The sequence below is a fragment of the Hymenobacter sp. BT559 genome (assembly GCF_017571525.1).
Lineage (GTDB): Bacteria > Bacteroidota > Bacteroidia > Cytophagales > Hymenobacteraceae > Hymenobacter > Hymenobacter ginsengisoli.
The window spans coordinates 45,472-67,643 of the sequence record NZ_JAGETY010000001.1; the positions used below are offsets into that span (position 1 = coordinate 45,472).

Annotated in this window: 19 protein-coding genes and 1 riboswitch; of the genes, 10 read left to right on the forward strand and 9 right to left on the reverse strand. The window is 61.2% G+C overall.

Annotation, left to right across the window (positions count from 1 at the left end):
• Positions 1–68: 68 nt before the first annotated feature.
• The 4 genes from J4D99_RS00190 to J4D99_RS00205 all read left to right on the forward strand — a co-directional run bounded on the left by J4D99_RS00190 (position 69) and on the right by J4D99_RS00205 (position 3,698).
• Positions 69–1,055, forward strand: coding sequence for an SRPBCC family protein (locus J4D99_RS00190; RefSeq protein WP_208129679.1), 987 nt, complete (start codon positions 69–71; stop codon positions 1,053–1,055).
• A 95-nt stretch (positions 1,056–1,150) separates the two neighbouring features.
• On the forward strand, positions 1,151–1,414 hold the full coding sequence (locus J4D99_RS00195; RefSeq protein WP_208129680.1) for a hypothetical protein: 264 nt from the start codon (positions 1,151–1,153) through the stop codon (positions 1,412–1,414).
• 77 nt (positions 1,415–1,491) lie between these two features.
• Positions 1,492–2,373 carry a pirin family protein gene (locus tag J4D99_RS00200; RefSeq protein ID WP_208129681.1) on the forward strand — a complete coding sequence of 294 codons (882 nt, stop codon included), beginning with the start codon at positions 1,492–1,494 and terminating at the stop codon, positions 2,371–2,373.
• Positions 2,374–2,537: 164 nt separating this feature from the next.
• Positions 2,538–3,698: a Gfo/Idh/MocA family protein gene (locus J4D99_RS00205; protein ID WP_208129682.1), complete on the forward strand. Its 1,161-nt coding sequence runs from the start codon at positions 2,538–2,540 to the stop codon at positions 3,696–3,698.
• Between the two features lie 545 nt (positions 3,699–4,243).
• Here J4D99_RS00205 and J4D99_RS00210 read toward each other — a convergent pair.
• The 7 genes from J4D99_RS00210 to J4D99_RS00240 form a co-directional block, all read right to left on the reverse strand.
• A complete protein-coding gene (locus tag J4D99_RS00210) occupies positions 4,244–4,810 on the reverse strand; it encodes a DUF4136 domain-containing protein (protein ID WP_208129683.1) in 567 nt (188 codons plus the stop codon).
• 100 nt (positions 4,811–4,910) lie between these two features.
• On the reverse strand, positions 4,911–6,284 hold the full coding sequence (locus tag J4D99_RS22105) for a sensor histidine kinase (RefSeq protein WP_208129684.1): 1,374 nt from the start codon (positions 6,282–6,284) through the stop codon (positions 4,911–4,913).
• 29 nt (positions 6,285–6,313) lie between these two features.
• Positions 6,314–6,991, reverse strand: coding sequence for a response regulator (locus J4D99_RS00220; RefSeq protein ID WP_208129685.1), 678 nt, complete (start codon positions 6,989–6,991; stop codon positions 6,314–6,316).
• 88 nt (positions 6,992–7,079) lie between these two features.
• Positions 7,080–8,012, reverse strand: a complete 933-nt coding sequence (locus tag J4D99_RS00225; RefSeq protein WP_208129686.1) for a hypothetical protein — start codon at positions 8,010–8,012, stop codon at positions 7,080–7,082.
• Complete coding sequence (locus J4D99_RS00230; RefSeq protein WP_208129687.1) at positions 8,002–8,292, reverse strand: hypothetical protein; 291 nt, start codon at positions 8,290–8,292, stop codon at positions 8,002–8,004. Before J4D99_RS00230 ends, J4D99_RS00225 begins: the two co-directional genes overlap by 11 nt.
• Positions 8,293–8,529: 237 nt before the next feature.
• Positions 8,530–8,919, reverse strand: coding sequence for a hypothetical protein (locus J4D99_RS00235; RefSeq protein ID WP_208129688.1), 390 nt, complete (start codon positions 8,917–8,919; stop codon positions 8,530–8,532).
• A gap of 258 nt (positions 8,920–9,177) precedes the next feature.
• Positions 9,178–10,032 (reverse strand): aldo/keto reductase, encoded by an 855-nt coding sequence (locus J4D99_RS00240; RefSeq protein WP_208129689.1) that lies wholly within the window; start codon positions 10,030–10,032, stop codon positions 9,178–9,180.
• A gap of 194 nt (positions 10,033–10,226) precedes the next feature.
• Here J4D99_RS00240 and J4D99_RS00245 point away from each other — a divergent pair, with 194 nt between their 5' ends.
• Both J4D99_RS00245 and J4D99_RS00250 read left to right on the forward strand, forming a co-directional pair.
• A complete protein-coding gene (locus J4D99_RS00245; RefSeq protein ID WP_208129690.1) occupies positions 10,227–11,762 on the forward strand; it encodes a lipase maturation factor family protein in 1,536 nt (511 codons plus the stop codon).
• A 31-nt stretch (positions 11,763–11,793) separates the two neighbouring features.
• Positions 11,794–13,245, forward strand: coding sequence for a phytoene desaturase family protein (locus tag J4D99_RS00250; protein WP_208129691.1), 1,452 nt, complete (start codon positions 11,794–11,796; stop codon positions 13,243–13,245).
• 164 nt (positions 13,246–13,409) lie between these two features.
• On the opposite strand, the gene dxs is transcribed toward J4D99_RS00250, so the two are convergent.
• Positions 13,410–15,344 carry a 1-deoxy-D-xylulose-5-phosphate synthase gene (gene dxs / locus J4D99_RS00255; RefSeq protein ID WP_208129692.1) on the reverse strand — a complete coding sequence of 645 codons (1,935 nt, stop codon included), beginning with the start codon at positions 15,342–15,344 and terminating at the stop codon, positions 13,410–13,412.
• Positions 15,345–15,605: 261 nt separating this feature from the next.
• On the opposite strand from dxs, the gene J4D99_RS00260 reads away from it, so the two are divergent.
• Positions 15,606–18,608: a TonB-dependent receptor gene (locus tag J4D99_RS00260; protein ID WP_208129693.1), complete on the forward strand. Its 3,003-nt coding sequence runs from the start codon at positions 15,606–15,608 to the stop codon at positions 18,606–18,608.
• A 150-nt stretch (positions 18,609–18,758) separates the two neighbouring features.
• Positions 18,759–19,868, forward strand: a complete 1,110-nt coding sequence (locus J4D99_RS00265; RefSeq protein WP_208129694.1) for a lysylphosphatidylglycerol synthase transmembrane domain-containing protein — start codon at positions 18,759–18,761, stop codon at positions 19,866–19,868.
• Between the two features lie 30 nt (positions 19,869–19,898).
• On the opposite strand, the gene J4D99_RS00270 is transcribed toward J4D99_RS00265, so the two are convergent.
• Entirely contained in the window at positions 19,899–20,315 is a 417-nt protein-coding gene (locus J4D99_RS00270) for a hypothetical protein (RefSeq protein ID WP_208129695.1), read from the reverse strand.
• Between the two features lie 171 nt (positions 20,316–20,486).
• On the opposite strand from J4D99_RS00270, the gene J4D99_RS00275 reads away from it, so the two are divergent.
• A complete protein-coding gene (locus J4D99_RS00275) occupies positions 20,487–20,780 on the forward strand; it encodes a LysM peptidoglycan-binding domain-containing protein (RefSeq protein ID WP_208129696.1) in 294 nt (97 codons plus the stop codon).
• A gap of 199 nt (positions 20,781–20,979) precedes the next feature.
• Positions 20,980–21,097, forward strand: a riboswitch (SAM riboswitch).
• Positions 21,098–21,465: 368 nt separating this feature from the next.
• Positions 21,466–22,155, forward strand: a complete 690-nt coding sequence (locus tag J4D99_RS00280) for a peroxiredoxin-like family protein (RefSeq protein ID WP_208129697.1) — start codon at positions 21,466–21,468, stop codon at positions 22,153–22,155.
• The last annotated feature ends 17 nt before the right edge of the window (positions 22,156–22,172 follow it).

Consider the following 22,172-nt stretch of genomic DNA (forward strand, 5'->3'; position numbering starts at 1 on the left):
GGCGGGGCCGCCGCGTTGTAGTTTTGGGCAAAACGGTCAGAGTTACCGCTATACCTGTTTGCTGCTAAATGATTACGCCACAGCGTCGGCCTTACTTCTACTCTATCGGCATTGGGTTATTATACGCGCTCATCGCGCGCTTTGTATTTGACCGCCATCTTATCCCTCATAACGATTTTCTGCTTTCTGTGAGCTTTCTACTGCTCACACCGATTGCGCTCGGGGCTGTTTCGGCCCACTTTACGCCTGATGAGGCGAGCGACTCCTGGCGTAGCTATTGGGCACCCTTCCTGAATACATTGCTGTTCTTGACAACTGCCCTAATTTTTCATTTAGAGGGGATGATTTGCGTCATCATTCTTTTCCCGTTGTTTCTGGGGCTAGGGCCGGTTGGGGTAATGTTTTACGATATTTTCGCCAAGCCCCGTTCCGACTCGCGCAATAAAACGCTGGTAGTAGCCGCATTTGCCTTGCTGCCTTTCGTGGCGGCGCCACTTGAAAACCAATTTACTACGCCCGACAATTATCATCGGGTTGAGAACTCGGTGGTTATCGCTGCGCCAGCGCCAATAGTCTGGCAGCACATTATCCGCGTCGCACCCATTCAGGCGGCCGACCTGGGCCCCAGCTTTATTGATGCTATTGGCTTTCCCCGGCCTGTCGAAGCTACGCTTACCCACGAGGGGCTAGGCGGCGTGCGGCACGCCACGTTTGAGCACGGCGTTGAGTTTATCGAAACCGTAGACGACTGGCAGCCGCTACGACGACTGTCGTTTGGCATTGAGCCCAATACGGCCACCATCCCACCCACGACCTTTGATGAACACGTGACAGTAGGCGGCAGGTTTTTCGACGTGCTGCGCGGCACCTACGAGCTTCAGCCCGCTGGCCCTGGCCGCACCCGGCTTGTACTCTACAGCCAGCAGCGCGTCAGCACCAACCTCAATTGGTATGCTAGTCTCTGGACCGATTTTGTGATGAGCGAGATTCAACAGCGCATTCTCACGGTGCTTCGGCACCGGTGCGAAGCGTCAGCGGCGATAGTGGCAAGGTAAGCAGTTGGCTCCTGGCTGCTTGTCGGCGGGCCTAGCCACGCCAGAACTCCCCGAGGCTTTCCGCGTACATTTTGGCTAGCCTTATTACTCAGCTTATGAAAACGACGATTCTGCTAGCACTCATTCTCAGCAGCGCTACGCTCGCCCACGCCCAAACTACCCCTAGCTCCACCCCCGCCGCTGGCGCTGCCCAGGCTGCTTCGGGCACCAAAAACGTGGGCAGCGACCGCGCCGACGCGCCCCAGGCGCCGGGCATGCAGGCGGCGCCCATCTCATCGGGGCGCCTGCACAGCACCAAAGCCCACACCCGGCGCGGCGCCCGCAAGGCGACTAGCCGGACGATGGCGCCCAAACAATAAGCACCGTCGAAGCTAGCCGATAACCTTTTGCCGCGTCCGAGCTTTTAAAAGCCGTATTCACTCCGCAGTTTTCAGCTATGGCCGGTTCCGAATTTCGCCGCGTTTTTCAGGTTATTGATGGCAACAAGAAGCTCGTCGGCGACGGCTTCGACGTGACCAGCCCCATGCCGGGGCCGCGCATCCGGCAGCTCAGCCCCTACCTGCTCATCGACCACATCGGGCCGATGCAGATAGCGCCTACCGACACGCCGCTCGGGTCGCCGCCCCATCCGCACCGCGGCTTCGAGACGGTTACCGTTGTGTACGATGGCTACCTGGCCCACCGCGACACGGCCGGCCACGATGGCACCATTGGCCCCGGCGATGTGCAGTGGATGACCGCCGGCGCCGGCCTGCGCCATGCCGAGATGTACGACCGCGACTTTGCCCGGCGCGGCGGCAAACTCGAATTGCTTCAGCTCTGGGTGAACGTGCCCAAGGCCGACAAGCTGGTGCCGCCCAAGTATCAGGAGCTGCGCGCCGCCAGTATCCCCAGCGTGCCGGTGCCGGGCGGCCAGGGCAGCATTCGGGTCATTGCGGGCAGCTACGGCGGGGCCACTGGCCCGGCCAGCACGTTTTCGCCGCTCACGCTGCTCGACTTACAGCTAACGAAGGGCGATGACTTTGCGCTGACGCTGCCCGCGGCCTACAACGTGGGCCTCTACGTGGCGCGCGGCGCGGTGCTGGTAAACGGCGACCGCCCCGCCAAAACGCAGCAGCTCGTAGTGCTGGGCTGGAACTCGACCGATGTACAACTCACGGCTTCCGAAGACAGCCTCGTGCTGGTGCTGGCCGGCGCACCTATCGAAGAGCCCCTAGCCACCTATGGCCCCTTCGTGATGAACACGAATGAGGAGTTGATGCAGGCCATCGCCGACTTTGAGAGCGGCAACATGGGCAAGTTTCCGGAGGACGAGTAGGGCTAGCGGCCTCTTTTAATCAGATACAAAACCCCGTCTGGCATGCTGACGGCGTTTGTAAGAGCATACGTCAAAATACTTTAAGCCAAAGCAGGAAAGTAAGCTGAACGTAACACCGCTAGCTCCACAGCGGTATGTGTAGCAAGCCTTTCCGCCACTTCCCTATGCCCGACTTGTTGACTTCCGATACCTCGCGCCGCGAGTTTATGCGCACGCTTTCGCTGGGGGCTGGGGCCTCGCTGCTGGGTGCCTCGGCGCTGGCTAGCCCTCTCGACTGGCTGGCGCCCGAGCGCAAGCTGGGCGTGGCGCTGGTGGGCCTCGGCAACTATAGCACCGGTCAGCTAGCCCCCGCTTTGCAGCAAACGAAGTATTGCCAGCTGGCAGGCGTGGTTACAGGCTCGCCGGCCAAGGCGGCCCAGTGGCAAAAGCAGTATGGCATTCCGGCCAAGAACTGCTACGACTACCAGACGTTTGACCGCATCATCGACAACCCGGCCATCGACATTGTGTACGTGGTGCTGCCCAATGCCCTGCATGCCGAGTACGTGGTGCGGGCGGCACAGGCCGGCAAGCACGTCATCTGCGAAAAGCCGATGGCAACTTCGGTAGCCGATGCCCGGCGCATGATTGCGGCCATGCAGAAGGCTGGCAAGAAATTCAGCGTCGGCTACCGACTGCACTTCGAGCCGCACAACCAGGCCATGATGCGCCTGGGCCAGACACAGGCCTACGGCAAAATCACCCACCTGGCAGCCGACAACGGCTTCCGGTTTGGCAGCGGCGGCACGCCCTGGCGCCTCAATAAAAAGCTTAGCGGCGGCGGCCCGCTCATGGATATGGGCATTTACTGCCTGCAAGGCTGCCTCTATACCAAGGGCCAGGTGCCGGTTTCGGTCACGGCCAAATTCACGCCCGAAACGGGCACCGGCATTTTTAAAGAAGTAGAAGCTGGCCTGAACTGGCAGCTGCGCTTCGCCGACGGCTCGGTGGCCGACTGCCGCACCAGCTACACCGAAAATGTGAGCCGCCTGCGCGCCGAAACCGCCAATGGGTGGTTTGAGCTCGAGCCAGCTTTCGGCTACGGCGGGCTAGCGGGCCGCACCAGCAAAAACGACGGCCTGCTCAACCTGCCCAACATCAACCAGCAAGCCGCCCAGCTAGACGACTTCGCCCAGTGCGTACTGCTGAACAAGCCCACCCGCGTGCCCGGCGAAATGGGCCTGCGCGATGTGCAATTGCTGGAAGCCATTTACCGCGCCGCCGAAACCGGCCAGTCGGCAGCTACTACGGATGTAGTACAGCTTATTGACCGAGTAAAGCCTTAGCAGAATCTAACCACGATACTTAGCGCTTAAATAAATTATTGGAATTTTTATAAAAAAAGCCTCCATAAAAATGAATGCTTTTTTTATTAGCGCATTTAAGTAATCTTGCTAGGATACAAGTGAAATAAAGTTTTTATTTGCTGAATAATACAGTTGTCCAATTTATTAATTTGCCCACAGCAAAGCTTCATTCTTAAATTAGCCAAATGCAATCGCATATTAGTACAAGTCCAGGCCTTATTAGCTCGTTTTCGAGAAAGCTGCTAGCTTATGCTACACAGCATGAACACAATGCAAGCTTAAACTTTGCAAACAAGCATTCAGGTAGCGCTAGCAATAAGTGTGAACGGCTGGCCTGGCAAAAAATAAATTGCGTGGAAACAGGCTCTTTGGAAGCTAGTATAGCCGTGTCGGCTAAGGCCTCCTTGGACGTGTTTTTGACAACCTTACAGCAGGAGCTCCATTACGAATATCGCTTTCAAAGGGCAACTCCTACCGCGGACTGGAAGCTCGTGCAAAGCTGGAGCCCCACCGACTATTAAGGCCTAGCGGGCCGGCACCGGAAACTTCAAAAACACGTCGGCTACGCCTTTGTCAATCTGCTTGGCAGCCTTGGCAGGCGCCCGCGATAAGATGGCCGACGTGGTGCCCTGCCACACCAGTTCCTTGCGGGCGGCATCGACCAGGTCGATGGTGGCGGTGCCTTCCTGGTACTGGCCCACCGGAATGTCGCCGGCCTCCCAGTGGTAATTGCGCTGCCCGATGTAGTAGGGCGCACCATCGGTCCGGAAGTTGGCCTGGCGGGTTTGGGTGCGCGTTTCGGTCACCATGCCAATATTTACCCACAGGTCGGGCCGGGCGGCTTTCTGAAAGCCACGGGCTTCCAGTTGGCGCGTCACGGCGCGCTTGAGGTCGAAGATGTTGGAGCCCGAGTTTATGAATGCCGAGTCGTTGCGTGCCGTCTCGTCCATAAAGTTATAAGTATGGTAGCGCGACAGGTCTACGCCGGGGCGGCCATCAACCCGGGTTGTGGCCTGCTCCGATGAGCAGCCGGCTAACCCTAGCGCGAGCAGCGGCCAATACTTTTTTACAAACGGGCGAAGCACGGGCATAAGCTACAGTTTATTAGCAACAGCAGGCTGCTAAGTCTTTTTTATACGCACCGCCGCCGTCGCGTGTTGGGAAGCAGGAACTACGGGCCGCCCAGACGCCCTAGGCTGGCGGAAATACCACCCGAAACGAGGTACCCAGGCCTTCTATCGAGTTGACTTCTACTTCAAGGCGGTGCAGCTCGGCAATGGTTTTGACGATGGAGAGCCCCAGGCCGTAGGAGTCGGCATCGGCTGCGGCACCCTTGTTGAAGCGCCGAAAAAGGGTGGCTAGCCGCTCGCTGGCAATGCCCAGGCCGGTATCGCGCACTTCGAGCTCGTAGCGGCCATCGGGGGCGGGGCGGTAGCCGCCGCGCACCAGTACGTCGCCGCCAGGGCGGTTGTACTTGAGGGCGTTGTTGACGAGGTTGAAGAGCAGCGTAAATAGCAGGCCACGATTGGCTCCATTTAACTGATAGTCAGGCTCTACCTGTTGGTCGAGGCGCAGCTCCAGCACGGCCAGCCGCTCCTGAGCCTCGTCGGCCACCTCGGCCACCAGGGCAGCCACCGACACGGTATCGGTGCGCTCAAACTGGTCATTTTCAATCTTTGAGATGAGCAGCAAGGACTTGATAATGGCCCGCAGGCGGTACACCGTGCGCTGCGACTCTACCACGCGCAGCTGGTTTTCCTCGCTCAGGGCCTCGTCGCCGAGCATGTTGTCGAGGCGGTATTGCAGCGTGGCCAGGGGCGTGAGCAGCTCGTGCGAGGCATCGGCGATAAACTTGCGCTCCTTCTCAAACGAGAGGCGCACGGTGGTCATCATCTCGCGCAGGCTCTGGTCGAGGTAGCGAAAGTCGTCGGTGCTGGTGCCAATGGGGTCGAAGTTGAACGCCGCCGGGTGGCGCACATCGCGCAGCCGCCGCCGGATAATGGTGCGCAGCGGCTCGACCAGGTAGCGAAAAAACGCCAGGTCGGCCAGGGTAGTGAGCCCCACGGCCACCACCAAAATGAAAAAAGCGTAGCGCCGAAAGTTGCGCTCGGTTTCGCCGATGCTGCCCACGCTGCGCCCTATTTCGAGCAAGTAGTGGCGACCCTGCTGGGCAAAGGAGTAGCTCAGCACGCGGTAAGTCACAATCTCGTCTTCCACGGCCCGCTTCGAGTCCTCAATCACGTTGATATTAGGGCCGGGCGGAATCTCTTCGAGCGAGATAAACTCCTCCTTGAGCAGGTTGTAGCTGCCGTATGATTTTTGCCCGCGCTCGATAAACGCCGACACACCCTGGCGGTACACTAGGCGCAACACCTTGTCTTTGGTCTGGGCCAGCCGCTGGTCGGTGGTGAGCAGGGCTAGCCGGCTCATCGTTCCCGGCAGCACGCCCACCAGCAGCAGCACAATGGCCACCCGCGACAGGGCGTTGAACAACGAAAACTTGGTGCTGAGCCGCAACGCCGGGACGAAGTAAGAGTTGAGTACGAAACCGGCCGCAAGTTGCACCCCGCACCGGCAACCGAGCGGCCCCGCGCCTACTTGAGCGTAGCGCGGTAGCCGAGCCCGCGCACCGTTTCGAGCCAGTCGGTGCTGGCAAAGCGGCCGAGCTTTTTGCGCAGGTTTTTGATGTGGGCGTCGATGTAGTTGGAGTCAAAGCCCGTGTCGGGCAAATTGCCCCAGATGTGCTCGCTCAGCTGCAGGCGCGTGAGCACGCGGTTGCGGTTGAGCACCAGGTAAGCCAGCACATCAAACTCTTTGAGCGACAAGGTAATCAGCTCGCCTTGGTGCAGTACCCGGCGGCTTTGCACATCCAGCTCAAACTCGCCCATCGGCACCAGCGGCTTGCTCAGGCCAAAGCGCCGCCGCGTGATGGCGTGCATACGGGCCAGCAGCTCGGGCAGCGAAAACGGCTTGGCCAGGTAGTCATCGGCGCCCATCTCCAGCCCCCGGATGCGGTCTTCCACGGCGCCGCGCGCCGTGAGAATGATGATGGCCGCCGCCAGCCCATTCTCCTTAAACTCGGCCAGCAGGGCTAGCCCGTCGGTATCGGGCAGGCCCAGGTCGAGCAAGATAAAATCGAAGGGCATATCGGCCGTGGCCTGGCTGGCATCCTGACCATTGCGGGCCACGGTGCAGGCAAAGCCGTGCTGGTGCAGGAAAAACGCCAGCTCCTTGGCCAGCGCCCGCTCGTCTTCTATTAGCAATACGGTCACGAAGCAGAAAGTAAAATCAGGTAATCAGTCTTATCACTAGCGAGTTGGCGCAAGGCATCTTTCAATGAGCGGGCTAGGGCCGCCGGGCTCAGAACGTGACCGAAACGGTGGCTGTGACATAAGAGCGGGCCGTAGAATCGTCGTCGGGCAGCACATTTACGGGCACGAGGTAGCGGTAGGCTACTTCTGCGGCTACCTTGCCCTGGCTGTAAGTAAGCGGCAGGCGCAGCTCGTAGGCCAGCACGTCGAAGCGCGTGGAGATAGTGGTGGTAGTCGGCGGCCCGCCATTGCCGCCCCCGCCGCCTTTGCCGTGGCTTTTGGCGTTGTTGCCGCGGGCAGTTTGCTGCCTCACGCTGGTTTCGGCAAAGTTTTGGGTACCAGCGGTAATGCTGAGCTTGGGCTCGGTCGAGAGCGTGGCCTTGCTGAAGGTTTTGAGGGCGATGTAGCGCGAGTTGTCGAGCACCAAAAAGCCATCGCGCGAGTCGGGGCCAAATAAAAACGCGGCGTTCAGGCGGGTGTACACGAAGCCCCAATCGTAGCCCAGGTAGCCCTCTAGCGAGTTGGCGACGCTGGATTTGATGAGCGGACTATTGGCCGGAAAAAAGAAGTGCGCGTAGCTGATGGAGGCATCGAGCTGCTTAGTGAGGTCGCCATCCCAACCTACCGAGAGGTCGGCCTCATCCACGGCGGCGGTGGTATTCAGCAGGTTATTGGCCTGCAGCGAGCCCCACACGCCGACTTTGCTGGTGTAGGCCAGGGCGGCGCTCAGGTATGGGTAGGGCGTGCTTTGGGTGCGCCCGTAAAACGCCGAATTGCTGCCGTAGCCTAGCGAGGCGGCCAACGACCCATGGGTAGCCGGGGGCGCATCAGCAGCCGGCGCCGGGCTAGGCGGTGCTTGCTGCCCAAAGGCCAGGCCTAGCGGCAGTAGTACGAACGCAGCAAGCCGGGCACAGCCGGCGGCGAAATGTAGCTTGTTGTGCAAATCGTGGGGGTTTTCGCTAGCAGCTGAGTTAATGGCCATGCATGTGCAGCGCTGGCCCCCGTCCAATCTGAGGCCCTCGGGCGCCGCCGGCGGCGCCACGCGGGGCGCGGGCACTGCGGGGCGCGCGCGCAGCGGGCGCCGGAGCGGCCTCTTCCGGGCCCGGAGTGGCTTCTTCTACCCGCTCTGGCTTGAGCTTGCGCTCGGTTTGGGGCACCGCCTTCACGGGCCCCTCCGAGCTGCCCGGCACGGTTTGGGCCGCTGCCGAAGTGCTTACCAGGCAAGCAACCAGCAGGCTGGCCCACGAGGCGTTAGGGTTCATACAAGGAGTGCACTAGAAGATTAGCAAACAAAAATACTGCTTACCTTAATTGCCAGCTACCACCTTTGTAGGCCGGTAGCTGGCAATTAAGGTAATATACAACGGATATAGAAGCGGAATAATGTCTAGTAACGATAACTCTTTAAAGAGAGGTGGGCGGGCAGCGTCCTCGCTGGTGGCCGTGCCGGCGTTTCGAAACCCGGAAAGCGGCTGCCTGGCTTTCTGCGGCCAGGTGGCCTAGTGCCCGTGGCCGTGACCGGCCAAATGGGTGCGGCCAGCCGCATTTTGGTGGGTGCCGCCGGGGGCCATGCGCGGGGCGCGGGCACTACGAGCGGTGCTGGGGCGAGTCTGGTCGGTTTTGGCCACGTTGCGGATAGCCGCGCCTTTAGCCGCACCGGTGAGCGTGGTGGCACTTTCCTCGGCCTTTACTACCTGGCCGTGGTTGACGGGCGCCGTGGCAGGGCGGGTACCTTCTGCCACTTCCTCGCTGCCTTTGGCCGGCCTAGCGGGGCGGGTAGGCGTAGCAGCGTGGCCACTGGCCTGCGAAGCAGCTGGCGAAGTCTGGGCCGACGCAGTGAGCGCAGCTAAAGCCGCAATGGCGGCGAGCATACTTTTTTTTATGTGCATACAAGGGGTTCGTAAGGGAAGCGAAACAAGCTGCAATTGCGACCGCTAACCTACTGGCCTTGGATGATAGCACTATGATAAGATGCTACTTCAGGTGCCGTGCCGTCCGGCTACCGGCGCTGGTTTTTTGACGCACCCGCTAGTCGCTTTTTTGCGCGAGCGGCACTGGCAGCGCCTACTTGAAAAAGCGCTAAAAAAGCCCGCCAGCTTCTGCTAGCGGGCTTCTGCTTAAGCCAGCGGCTACGTAGCTGCAGCGCTTTAGATTTTATCGAGCGTGGCCATATCCTCAGCCGAAAGGTGAATGTCGGCCGTTTTCATGTTTTCCTCCAGGTGCTTCACCTTCGAAGTGCCGGGGATGAGCAGGATGTTGGGCGAGTGGTGCAGCAGCCAGCTCAGGGCAATTTGCTGCGGGGTGGCGCCGTGCTTTTTGGCTAGGGTATCGAGCGCGGCCAGGGCCTCTTTGTTGCCGCCCGAGAGCGGATACCACGGAATGAAGGCCATGTTTTGTGCGCGGGTGTAGTCGAGCACGGCTTCCCACTTGCGGTTATCGACCGAGTACATATTCTGCACCGATACCACCGGGAAAAACTCCTGGGCCTTTTTAATTTGGTCGACATCAACCTCGGACAGGCCAATGTGCTTTACTAGGCCCTGCTGCTGGGCTTTTTGCAAGAACTTGAATGTATCCTCCATCGGCACGTTTGGGTCGATGCGGTGCAGCTGGTAGAGGTCAATCTGCTCGACTTTCAGGCGCTTGAGGCTGCCGTGCAGGGCTTCTTCGAGGTGCTTGGGGCTGGCATCGACGGGCCACTGGTTGGGGCCGGTGCGCAGCAGGCCGCCTTTGGTGGCGATGATAACCTGCTTATCAGCATAGGGATACAGAGCCTCAGCAATCAGCTCTTCCGACACATTGGGGCCGTAGCTATCGGCGGTGTCGATAAAATCGACGCCCAGCTCCACGGCGCGCTTTAGTACGCGAATGCTTTCGTCGTGGTCTTGGGGCGGGCCCCAAATGCCATCGCCGGTGATGCGCATGGCGCCGTAGCCGAGGCGCTTCACGGTGAGGTCGCCGCCAATGGTGAAGGTGGCGGGGTAAGAAGTGGCAGTAGCCATGAGTAGGTAGTGGAAAAGGTGGGAGAACGGGCCGGGCAGACGAGCGCGGCCAGTGCTTTCTACGACAAACATCTACAGGCACTTGTTTGGCAAAGCCGCGCATTTGCCCCGCGTGGCGCCACTAACCTGCGCCTTAACCAACGCGGGGTTTGGGAGTATGTACAGGCAATTTTCCGTGCTTCTCGGCCCACCTCATGGTTAGTGAAACCCCTTCTGTCTTCGCGGCTGCGGGCGCGGCGCCCAGCTACTGGCTCACACGCTTTGTGCTGCTGCGGCTGCTAGGCGGGCTGTATGCGGTAGCTTTTCTGGTGGCCATCAACCAACTGGTGCCGCTGATTGGGGCCGATGGACTGCTCCCGGTTGGCCCGTATTTGCAGCAGCTAAGCCAGGCGCTGGGCGGCACGGGCGCGGGCTTTGCGCGGCTACCGTCGCTGTTCTGGTTTTGGCACTCCGATGCGGCGCTGCTCACAGTGGCGTGGGTGGGCTTTGGGCTGGCCTGCGTGGTGCTGGCCGGCTACGCCAACGCCGTGCTCCTGGCGGTACTGTGGGCGCTGTACCTGTCTATCGTGCACGTGGGGCAGGAATGGTACGGCTACGGCTGGGAAATTCAACTCTGCGAAACCGGGTTTCTGGCCATTTTTCTGTGCCCGCTGCTCGATGGGCGGCCGTTTCCGCGCTACGCGCCGCCGCAGCCTATTATCATCTTATTCAGGTGGCTAGCGGTGCGCGTCATGCTTGGCGCTGGGCTGATAAAAGTGCGCGGCGACGAGGTATGGCGCAACAGCACGGCGCTCTACTATCATTTTGAAACCCAACCCATCCCAGGTCCCCTCAGCCGGTGGTTTCACTTTTTGCCGCGCTCGGTGCTGCAAGTCGGCGTGTGGTTCAACTGGCTGGCTGAGCTGGTGGCACCCTTCTTCGCCTTCGGCCCGCGCACCGCCCGGCATGCGGCGGGCGTGGTGATGGTACTGTTTCAATTTTCGATTATTCTCAGCGGCAACCTCTCCTTTTTAAACTGGCTGACCATCCTACCCGCGCTAGCCTGCTTCGACGACGGTTTTTGGGCGCGACTGCTGCCAGCTGGGCTGGTAGGCCGGGCCGAAATGGCAGCCGCGCAGGCCGAAGAATCGCGCCCTATGCGGGTCACGGCCTGGGTAGTTACGGCCGTTATCGCACTGCTCAGCGTGCAGCCGGCGCTCAATATGGTTTCGCCGGGCCAGGTAATGAACACGTCCTTCGACCCGCTCGACCTCGTGAATACTTATGGCGCCTTTGGCTCGGTGGGCAAAGAGCGCCTGAACGTAGTATTTGAAGGAACCCTGGATGCCGACTCCAGCGACCAGGCGCACTGGGTGCCTTACCCCTATAAGGGACTGCCGGTGGCCCTAGCCCAGCGCCCGCCGCAGGTGGCACCCTATCAGCTACGGCTCGACTGGCAGATGTGGTTTGCGGCCATGGCCTCGCCCGCCGATTATCCCTGGACGCTCAACCTGGAGTGGAAGCTGCTGCACAACGACCCCAATACGCTGAATTTGTTTGCCAGCAATCCGTTTCCGGGCCGGCCGCCGCGCTACATTCGGGCCGTGCTCTACCGCTACCGGTTTGCGCCGCCCGGCAACCCCGAAGGCAACTACTGGCAGCGCGAGCGCCTGGGTTTGTGGCTCGTGCCGGTTTCGGCCCATGACCCACGCCTGCTGCGCTATCTGCAAGCCGCCGGCTGGCTGCGCTAGCCTATTTACCCGTTTGCTCGTTTGTTATTCTATGGATGCTACTTATGATGCCGTTGTTGTCGGCTCTGGCCCCAACGGGTTAGCGGCCGCCATTGCTATGCAGCAAGCGGGCCTGTCGGTGCTACTGCTGGAAGGCAAAAAGGAGTTGGGCGGCGGCCTGCGCACGGCCGAGCTGACGCTGCCCGGCTTTCGCCACGACATCTGCTCGGCCATTCACCCGCTGGCGGTGGCCTCGCCTTTCTTCCGCACCCTGTCCCTAGCCCAGTATGGGCTTAATTTCATTACGCCGCCGGTGGCTGCCGCGCATCCTTTCGATGATGGTACGGCAGTCGCAGCCGTGCATTCTTTGGCTGAAACCGCCCGCCAGCTAGGCCCTGATGCCGACGCCTACCAGTGCCTGCTAGCCCCGCTGCTGGCCCGCTGGCCCCAGCTGGTACCCGAGGCGCTAGCCCCCCTGCACATCCCGAAGCACCCGCTCGACCTGGCTCGGTTTGGGCTCTCGGCCTTGCAGCCGGCCACGTTGCTCGCCAAGCGCTTTCAGGGGGAAAAAGCGAAAGGCCTCTTCGCTGGCATGGCTGCCCACGCCATTCAGCCGCTCAATAACGTGGCTACGTCGGCCATCGGGTTGGTGCTACTGCTGGCGGCGCACAGCCAGGGCTGGCCGCTGGCGCAGGGCGGCTCGCAGGCCATTGCCGATGCCCTAGCGGCCCACTTTCGGGCGCTGGGCGGCCACATCGAAACCGACACCTACGTGCGCTCGCTAGCCCAGCTGCCCGCCGCTCGCGCCGTGCTGCTCGACGTGACGCCCGCCCAGCTTTTAGAGATAGCCGGGCACCGCCTGTCGAGCCTCTACCAGTGGCAGCTGCGGCGCTACCGCTACGGCATGGGCGCCTTCAAGATAGACTGGGCGCTGGCCGAGCCTATTCCGTGGACGGCCCCCGAGTGCGCGCAAGCGGGCACCGTGCACCTCGGTGGCACCCTGGCCGAGATAGCCGCCGGCGAGCAAGCCACGGCGCGGGGCCAGCACCCCAACCAGCCCTACGTGCTGCTAGCCCAGCAAAGCCCGTTTGACCCCAGCCGGGCCCCGGCCGGCAAGCACACCGCCTGGGCCTACTGCCACGTGCCCAACGGCTCGCCCTGCGACATGACCGCCGCCATTGAGGCACAGGTCGAGCGTTTCGCGCCCGGCTTCCGCGAGCGCATCCTGGGTCGCCATACCTTCAACCCGGCGCAGATGGAGGCATACAACCCCAACTACGTGGGCGGCGATATCAACGGCGGCCTGCTGGATATCAAGCAATTATTTACTAGGCCGGTGCTGCGAGCCTCACCCTATCGCACGTCGGCGCAAGGTTTGTATTTGTGCTCGTCGTCGACGCCGCCCGGCGGGGGTGTGCACGGCATGTGCGGCTACTGGGCCGCTCGCCGCGCGTTGCGCGACGTGTGGGGGCTAGCGGCGTCGCCACTTTATCGGGGTGAGTAGCTACGAAGGTTTGTCTTTATTATTTTTTATAAAAGCTATGCTCCGTTTGTCATTGCGATGGCTGCACTCGCAATGACAAACGACTATTATTTACCTGAATGCTTATTCAACAAAAAGGCCTCCTAGCAACTAGGAGGCCTTTTTAATTTAGTAAAAACGAGTAGCTACACCAGCTCGCGTAGCGCTACTTTGGTGCTCATTTCGCGCACGGCCTGTGCTATGCCATCGGCATCAAAGCCGCACTCTTTATAAAGCTGGTCCTGAGTGCCGTGTTCGACTACGCGGTCGGGGATGCCCAGGCGGCGCACCGGCACGGCCAGGCCGTGTTCGCTCAAAAACTCGAGCACGGCCGAGCCGAAGCCGCCCGGCAGGCAGCCGTCTTCTACCGTCACGATGGCGCGGTAGCGACGAGCCACGGCCAGGAGCATTTCCTCATCGAGCGGCTTGCAGAAGCGCATGTCATAGTGACCCACATTGAAGCCTTCGGCGGCCAGGGCCTCGCTTGCTTTCACGGCGTAGTTGCCGATATGACCAATGCTGAGGATGGCCACGCCACCTGCCTCGCCCTCGCGCACCACACGGCCGGTGCCAATGGCCACGCGCTGCAACGGCGTGCGCCAGGCCGGCATTACGCCTTCGCCACGCGGGTAGCGGATGCTGAACGGACCCGCGTTTTCGGGCAGTTGGGCGGTGTACATGAGGTTGCGCAGCTCCTGCTCATTCATGGGGGCAGCCACCACGATATTGGGGATGCAGCGCATGTAGGCTAGGTCGTAGCAGCCGTGGTGCGTGGGGCCGTCGGCCCCGGCAAAGCCGGCGCGGTCGAGGCAGAACACCACGTGCAGGTTTTGCAGGGCCACGTCGTGCACCACCTGGTCGTAGCCGCGCTGCATAAACGACGAGTAGATGTTGCAGAACGGCACCATGCCCTGCGTGGCTAGCCCCGCTGAAAACGTGACGGCATGCTGCTCGGCAATGCCCACGTCGAAGGCGCGCTCGGGCATGGCGGCCATCATGATATTCAACGACGAGCCGCTCGGCATGGCCGGGGTCACGCCCATGATTTTGTCGTTGGCCTGGGCCAGTTCCAGCAGCGTGTGGCCAAATACATCCTGGTACTTGGGTGGCTGCGGGGCGGTGTGCGTTTTGGTGAAAATCTCGCCCGTAATCTTGTCAAACAAGCCCGGCGCGTGCCACAGCGTCTGGTCCTTCTCGGCCAGGGCATAGCCCTTACCCTTCACCGTGACGCAGTGCAGCAGCTTGGGGCCGGGGATGCTCTTCAGGTCATTGAGCACCGCCACCAAGTGCTGCACGTCGTGCCCATCGACGGGGCCGAAATAGCGAAAATTCAATGCTTCAAACAAGTTACTCTGCTTCAGCAGGGTAGCCTTCATGGCGGCCTCGACTTTGCGGGCAATCTGTTGGGGGTTGGGGCCAAACTTCGAGAGCTTGCCGAGCACGTTCCAGAGCTCGTCGCGCACTTTGTTGTAGGTGCGCGAAGTGGTGATGTCAGTGAGGTATTCCTTGAGCGCGCCCACGTTGGGGTCGATGCTCATGCAATTGTCGTTGAGCACGACAATCATGTTGTTGCGAATGTCGCCGGCGTGGTTGAGCGCCTCGAAGCTCATGCCCGCCGTCATGGCCCCGTCGCCGATTACGGCAATATGCTGGCGGTCAAACTCTTTCTTGTAGTCCGAAGCCACCGCCATGCCCAGCGCCGCCCCGATGCTGGTGCTGCTGTGCCCCACGCCAAAGGCATCGTACTCGCTCTCCGAGCGCTTGGGAAAGCCCGACATGCCGCCGTAGCGGCGGTTGGTAGGAAAGCGGTCGCGGCGGCCGGTCAGGATTTTGTGGCCGTAGGCCTGGTGGCCCACGTCCCACACCAGCTGGTCGTAGGGCGTGTTGAAGACGTAGTGCAGGGCCACCGTGAGCTCGACCACCCCTAGCGAAGCGCCGAAGTGCCCGCCGTAGATGCTCACCGTGTCGATGATGAACTCGCGCAGCTCTTGGCTGACTTGCACTAACTGCTCGGGCGCGAGCTTCTTAAGGTCGTCGGGCGAGGCTATCGTCGCCAGGAGCGGGCCGGGTTCAATCATCATCGGGGCAGGCAGAGAAGAGGGGGTGGTAAGCAACCACCGGGCGGGCTAAAGAGTTGGCCGGCCGACCTCAAAGGTACGACAACGCGGGCCAGGCGGTTGTGGGCCAAGCCGGCAAAATACGAGCCGAAGCGGATTAGCGCAATCGGCACTGTAGGGGGCTTAGTCGGCAGAAGCGGGGTTTCGGCCGACCATTTGCCGGAAATATAGCCTAGCAGTGCAACTATTGCGGGCCATTTGCGCACTTTGGCCGTTATGAATTTTATGAGCAAGTCTACTTTTCCGGCCAGCCTGGTCCTGGTCGGAGCCCTGGCCGCCAGTCCGCTACTAGCCCACAGCCAGGCCGGCCAGCGGCCGGCAGCCTCTACAGCGCCTCGCGCTACCGGCCGCATCAGCGGCACCGTGACCGATGCGACTACCGGCAAGCCAGTATCATACGCTACTGTCAACATAATTAACCCAACCACCAACAGCCCCGTGAATGGCGGCGTGGCCGGCGACGACGGCAAGTTTGTGCTGCCCGTACCGGCCGGCTCTTACCGCGTCGAAATCAGCTTTATTGGCTACACCACGCAGGTGAAGAACGATGTGGCCGTGGCAGCCGGAGCCAACGTGGCGCTGGGCAGCGTGGCCCTGCGCGGCGAAGCTCAGAAGCTGGGCGAGGTAGTGGTAACCGGCAAGAAGCCTCTCATCGAGGAGCGTGTGGACCGCACCATCTACAACGCCGACGTGGACAAGACTACGGCCGGCGGCGATGCTACCGACGTGCTCAAGCGCGTGCCGCTGCTGAGCGTGGACCTCGACGGCAACGTGAGCCTGCGCGGCAGCCAAAACATCCGGGTACTTATTAATAACAAGCCCAGCACCATTGCGGCCAGCAGCGTGGCCGACGCGCTGAAGCAGATTCCGGCCGACCAGATTCAGACGGTAGAGGTAATCACTTCCCCTTCGGCCAAATACGATGCCGAGGGCTCGGGTGGCATTATCAACATCGTTACCAAAACCAATAATCTGAAGGGCGGCTCGCTGGGCATCAATACCAGCGCGGGCCTGCGGGCCAGCAACCTGGGCCTGAATGGCAACTACCGCAACAACAAGTTTGGGGTGAGCCTCGGCGGCTTTGGGCGGGCTAGCTACAACCAGCCGGGCAGCTTCGAGAACTCGCAGACCAGCACCAACCTGGCCACCGGCAACCGCACTACCACCGCGCAAAATGCGAACACCCGCCGCAACGACGCCTTCGGGCGCTACACGCTGGGCCTGACCTACGACTTCGACAAGCATAACTCGCTGGCCGGCTCGCTGGCCTACGGCATCCGCAACTCGGACAACTACCAGGATGGCCTGCTGAGCCGCATCGCCACCAACGGCGGGACCCTGACGCCCAGCTCCTTGCGCGATGTGCACTCGACCAACAACTCGAATACCATCGACGCCAGCCTCAACTATACCCACACCTACCAGGTAGAGCAGCGCGAGCTGAGTGTGCTGACCCTGTTCAGCCGGAACAACCAGACCAACAACTTTACCAACAACAACTACGACCCTAGCGACTTGTCGAAGAGCCGCTACCTCGGCCAGCTGGGCAACAACAACGACAGCTACAATGAGGAATACACGGGCCAGATTGACTACCAGACGCCAACCGTGAAAAACCAGCTGCTGGAGCTGGGCGCCAAAGACATTGTGCGCCGCGTGAACAGCGACTACAGCTACTTCTACGACGCCGCGCTGGCACCGCCGGCCGGCTCGCCCTCGCTCAATAACTCGTTTCGCTACCGCCAGAACGTGGCCGCCGGCTACGCCACTTATACCATCGGGCTGCCCAAGGGCTTCACCGTGAAGCCGGGCGTGCGCTTTGAGTACACCTCCATCTCGGCCGATTTTACCAACGGTGCGGGCATTGTTACCCAGCCCAACATTCCGAACTACGGTATTGTGGCGCCGAGCATCAACCTCTCGCGCAAGCTGGAAAACGGCAACGTGCTGAAGTTCTCGTACAACCTGCGCATTCAGCGCCCGTCGCTGCAATTCCTGAACCCCAACGTGCAAGCCAGCAACCCGCTGAACGCCTCGTCGGGTAACCCCGAGCTGCGGCCCGAAAAAACCAACAACTTCGAGCTAGGCTACAGCACCACCGTCAAGCAGAAGGTGAACCTGAACCTGACGGCTTTCGTGCGCAACACGAACAATGCCATCCAGACGGTGCGCGTGCCGCTGCCCGACTCGCTTAACCCCAACCGCGTGCAGGGCGCGCTGCTGAGCACCTTCCGCAACGCGGGCACCGAGAACGCCTACGGCGGCAGCCTCTTCGCGGGCGCCAATACCGGCAAGCTCTCGCTGAATGGCAGCGTGGACGTGTACTACGCCGTGCTGCGCAACAACGACGCCACCACCATCTACAACTCCAGCAACCAGGGCTTTGTAACCAATGCGCGGGTGTTCGGCTCCTACGACCTGGGCAAGAGCTACTCGTTGCAGGCCTTCGGCTTTTACCGCGGCCAGCAAGTGCAGCTGCAAGGCTACCAGACCGGCTTCGGCATTTACAGCCTGAGCCTGCAAAAGAGCTTTGCCGAGAAGCGCGGGAGCATCGGGTTTGGCGCTGAGAACTTCTTCACCGGCTCCATCCGCATTCGCACCGACGTATCGACGCCCTACGTGGACAGCTACAACGGCGTGCCCCTCAACGGCCCAGTGCTGAGCCAGAACAGCACCAACGTCATTCATAACCTGAACTTTAAGATTAACTTCAGCTACCGCATCGGCAAGCTGACGGCCGGCGACACCGGCCGCCGCCGCAAGGGCGTGAACAACGACGACCTGAAAGAAGGCGGCGATGCCGGTGGTGGCATGGGTGGCGGGGGCGACATGGGCGGTGGCGCAGGTGCCGCCGGCGCCGGTGGCCAGGGTGGCGGCCAGCGCCCGGCCGGTGCGGGCGGACAGCGCCCCGGTGGCTACCCCGGCGCGGGCCAGCGCCCCGCCGGCGCTCGCCCGGCCAGCGACTCGACGCGCCGCGCCATCCCGGCCGACTCGCTGCAGATGCTGCGCAACCAGGCGGCCCCGGCCGCCACGCCCGGCACCAACACGCCGGCTAGCCCCGGCCTAGCGGCTCCTGGCCAGCAGCCCGCCGATAGCTCGGCCACCAAGCCTGCCACTTCGCCAGCGGTGAAGCCGGGCAGCACCACCTCGCCGGTGGGCCCGCCCTCGCCGGGCACTACCTCGCCCAGCGGCATCACGCCGGCCGGCAGCCCCGGCGGGCGGCCCTAGTCCGCTAGGGGGTCGTCGCTAGCCGGAGTTGAATTAAACGGGGCCTGCCGCGCTTGTCGTGGCAGGCCCCGTTTCACTTCACGCAATAGCCACGGTCGGCGGCGGTTGCTGGAGGGGCAGCTTACTTTTGTGCTATCCTTTCCGCGTTCTATGCCGCTAGCCTCTCCTCCCCCAGCCCCGGCCCGCCCCGAAGCCGACCTGCTGCACCAGCTACGGCCTTCGCGCATCGTGGTGCCGGCGCTCATTGGCCTGAGCGTGGTGGCATTCCTGTTCTGGCGCTCCTACAAGCCCGGCGACCTGGCCCCGCTGCTGCACGCCAAGTGGCAGTGGCTGCTCATCACGCTGCTTGTGCTGTGGGCCCGCGACCTGGGCTACATCTACCGCATCCGCAGTATTGCGGAGAAAGAGTTGAGCTGGCGCCAGGCCTTCGGCGTAATTGTGGTGTGGGAATTTGCCTCGTGCGTGCTGCCCTCGGCGGCGGGCGGCACGGCGGCGGCCCCGGTCATCCTCACCCGCGAGGGCATTCCGCTGGGCAAGGCCATTGCCTACACCATCGTCACGGCCTTTCTCGATAATCTGTACTACGTGCTGATGGTGCCCCTGGTGGTGTGGCTGGCCGGCGATGGCCTCTATCCCCACGGCCTGCAATCGGCCTTCGTGCAAACACTGCGCATCTTGTTCATCGTCAGCTACCTGGCGGTATCGGCCTACGCTGGCCTGCTCATCTACGCATTGTTTGTAAACCCGCGCTCGGTGCGGCGGCTGCTGGTGCGCCTCACCTCGGTGCGGGGGCTGCGGCGGTTTCGGCGGCTAGCCTACCGGCAGGGGCAGGAGATGGTGCTGGCCTCGGCGCACCTGCGGGGGGCGGGCGCGGCCTACTGGTGGCGCGCCAGCCTCAGCACCGTCTTTGTGTGGACGGCCCGCTACGCCGTTATCGGCTGCCTCATCGGCGCTTTCACGCCCATGACCACGGGCACGTTTCTGTTCATTTTCGCCCGCAACATCACCTACAAAGTGGTGCTGCTGCTGGCCATCACGCCCGGCGGCGCGGGCATTGCGGAGGGCGCGTTCCCCACATTCTTCGGCCGCTTCATGGGCTCGGCATCCATGACGAGCTTCCTGGTGCTGCTCTACCGCATCGTCACTTACTACTTCTACCTGGCTCTTGGCGTGGCCTATCTGCCGCGCTGGCTGGCCGGCTCAGCTAGCCCTGCCCACACGCAAAAAGGCCCCGCTCCGATACCGGAGCGAGGCCTCTAGCCGGGCATAGGCCCTCTTATAAACGCGGGGTTATTTAGCCTTCAGCATCAGCTTCGACTCGGGGCTGTTGGGGTTCACGAGCGTCAGCTTGCTGTCGGTCAGGGTTTCAATATTGAAGGTGTTGCTGGTAGTGCTGCCCTCGGGCGTCATCGTGATGGTTTTGGCCGTTTGGTCAAATACGTATTTGCCGCTCTGGGTGCCCGAGTAGGTACCGTTTGAGGCAAAGCTGATTTCCTGGTCTTTGGCGGCAGCATCCTGCTTCACTTTGTCGCCCGCAGCGTTGGTTTGCTTGTCGGTCACCCACACTTTGCTGCTGGAGCCATATAACATATTAACGCCTTCAACCTTGCCTTTGTCGCTGCCGCACGACGATACAATGAACAGCAAAGCAACTACGCTGAGCAGCGAGGCGAAGTAGGACCGGAAAGAAACTGGTGAAAGGTTCATGAGGAGAAAAGAAAGAATGTGAAAGAAAAGCCCGATAGCTTCGGCCCTGCTTACGCACACATTTTTTTTTAGTTATCGGCAGCAACCCTGGCCAAGCGGCACCGTAAAAGGCTCAAAAGCACTCCGCTTCACAGCGCAGCTTTTCTTTCACACTTTAACCGCACTTATCACATGGGCTTGCTCGATTTTTTGAATAACGAGGGTGATAAAAAGCCCGCCGCACCGGCTCAACCTGCCGCTGGTGGTACCGACTTTTTCGGTAACAACAACAATGCAGCTGCTGACTCTACTGCCGCCGGCTCTACCTACACGGTAGTTAGTGGCGACTCGCTCTCCAAGATTGCCAAAAACCACTACGGCGACGCTGCCAAGTGGCACCAGATATACGAGGCCAACAAGGCCATCATCGGCTCTAACCCCGACCACATTGAAGTAGGTCAGGAGTTAACCCTACCTAGTATCTAGGTACTTTTTGCAGAAAAAAGGTGAGAAAAGCCACTCCAATATTGGGGTGGCCTTTTTGTGTGTAGTGGCCAGCAGTGAGAGGGCTAGTCAAAAAATATTTTCGCATTTAGTAGTGTTTTCTTGCGCATTCAAGGCGCGGCGCTATCTTTGCCCTTACCAATCCGGTACTCCCCCGCAGCAGGCAGGGCAGTTTTAGTAAGTTTTATACAGAAGCGGCGAGAGATTAGGCTCTTTGACCCGCTGGCAACCTTCACCCGCTGAAAGGTGCCAATTCCTACCCCGGTAGCCGCCACGCGCCGCCCGGGGGTCTATAAATCGAGTACCCATGGCACATTCCGTTTTCTTCGCTATCCCTTCCACCTCCGCCACCACTGTGCGCGGCTTCGGAAAATTTTTGCTAGCCCCCACGGCTAGCCCGGCCCCCGCGAGCCTGCGAATGCGAATGTGCTGTTGTTGCCAAGGCTAAGCCTTCTGGCGCTTTTCAATTTTCTCCTTTTTGCGGGTAGTACAAGTGCAGCCGGCCTAGCCGCTGCTGCACTACACTAATGCAAGCACAGCAAACTCAACCTGCTGTTTAGCAAACGCTTGCAAACCAGCTGCTACCTGAGCAGCAACCCCGGAGAACGCGAAAAGCCAACAGCACGGAGTTTACCCAAACTTTTCTTGTCGCTATTTCTCGCTTCGCATGTCCGCTTTCATTCAAGATTCTGCTACCGCTTTTCAGCAAGAACTGGCCGCTACGGCCCAGCACCTAGCCACCGTATTGCCCGCCCCGGCGGCCCACACTATCGACGCGGGTATTGCCCACGTTGCAGCGGCGGGCCTCACCCGCCACGCCTTGGCCGCCGGCCAGCTAGCCCCCAATTTCACGCTGCCCGACGCCAACGGTGCGCCGCAAACCCTGACTGGCCTGCTGCAGGAGGGCCCGGTGGTGCTCACGTTTTACCGCGGCAACTGGTGCCCCTACTGCAACGTGCAGCTGCGCGCCTACCAGCAAGTGCTGCCCGAGCTAGCCCGCTACGGCGCCACGCTGGTAGCCGTATCGCCCCAAACGCCCGAGCTTACCAGCCTCACGGCCAGCGAGAAGGAACTGAGTTTCCCCGTACTCAGCGACGTGGGCAACACCGTGGCCCGGCAGTATGGGCTAGCCTATGGCGTAGGCACCGAGGTAGGCGACGCACTGCGCAGCGTGGGCATCGACCTGGCTGCTTTCAACGGCACGACCGATGACGAGCTACCGCTTACGGCCACCTTCCTCATCGGTACCGATGGCATCATTGCCTGGGCTGAGGTGGACGCCAACTTCAAGCAGCGCCCCGACCCCACGGCCATCTTGGCAGCCCTAGCCAAGCTACCCACCGCTATACCGGCCTAGCAACCAGCCTATTTACT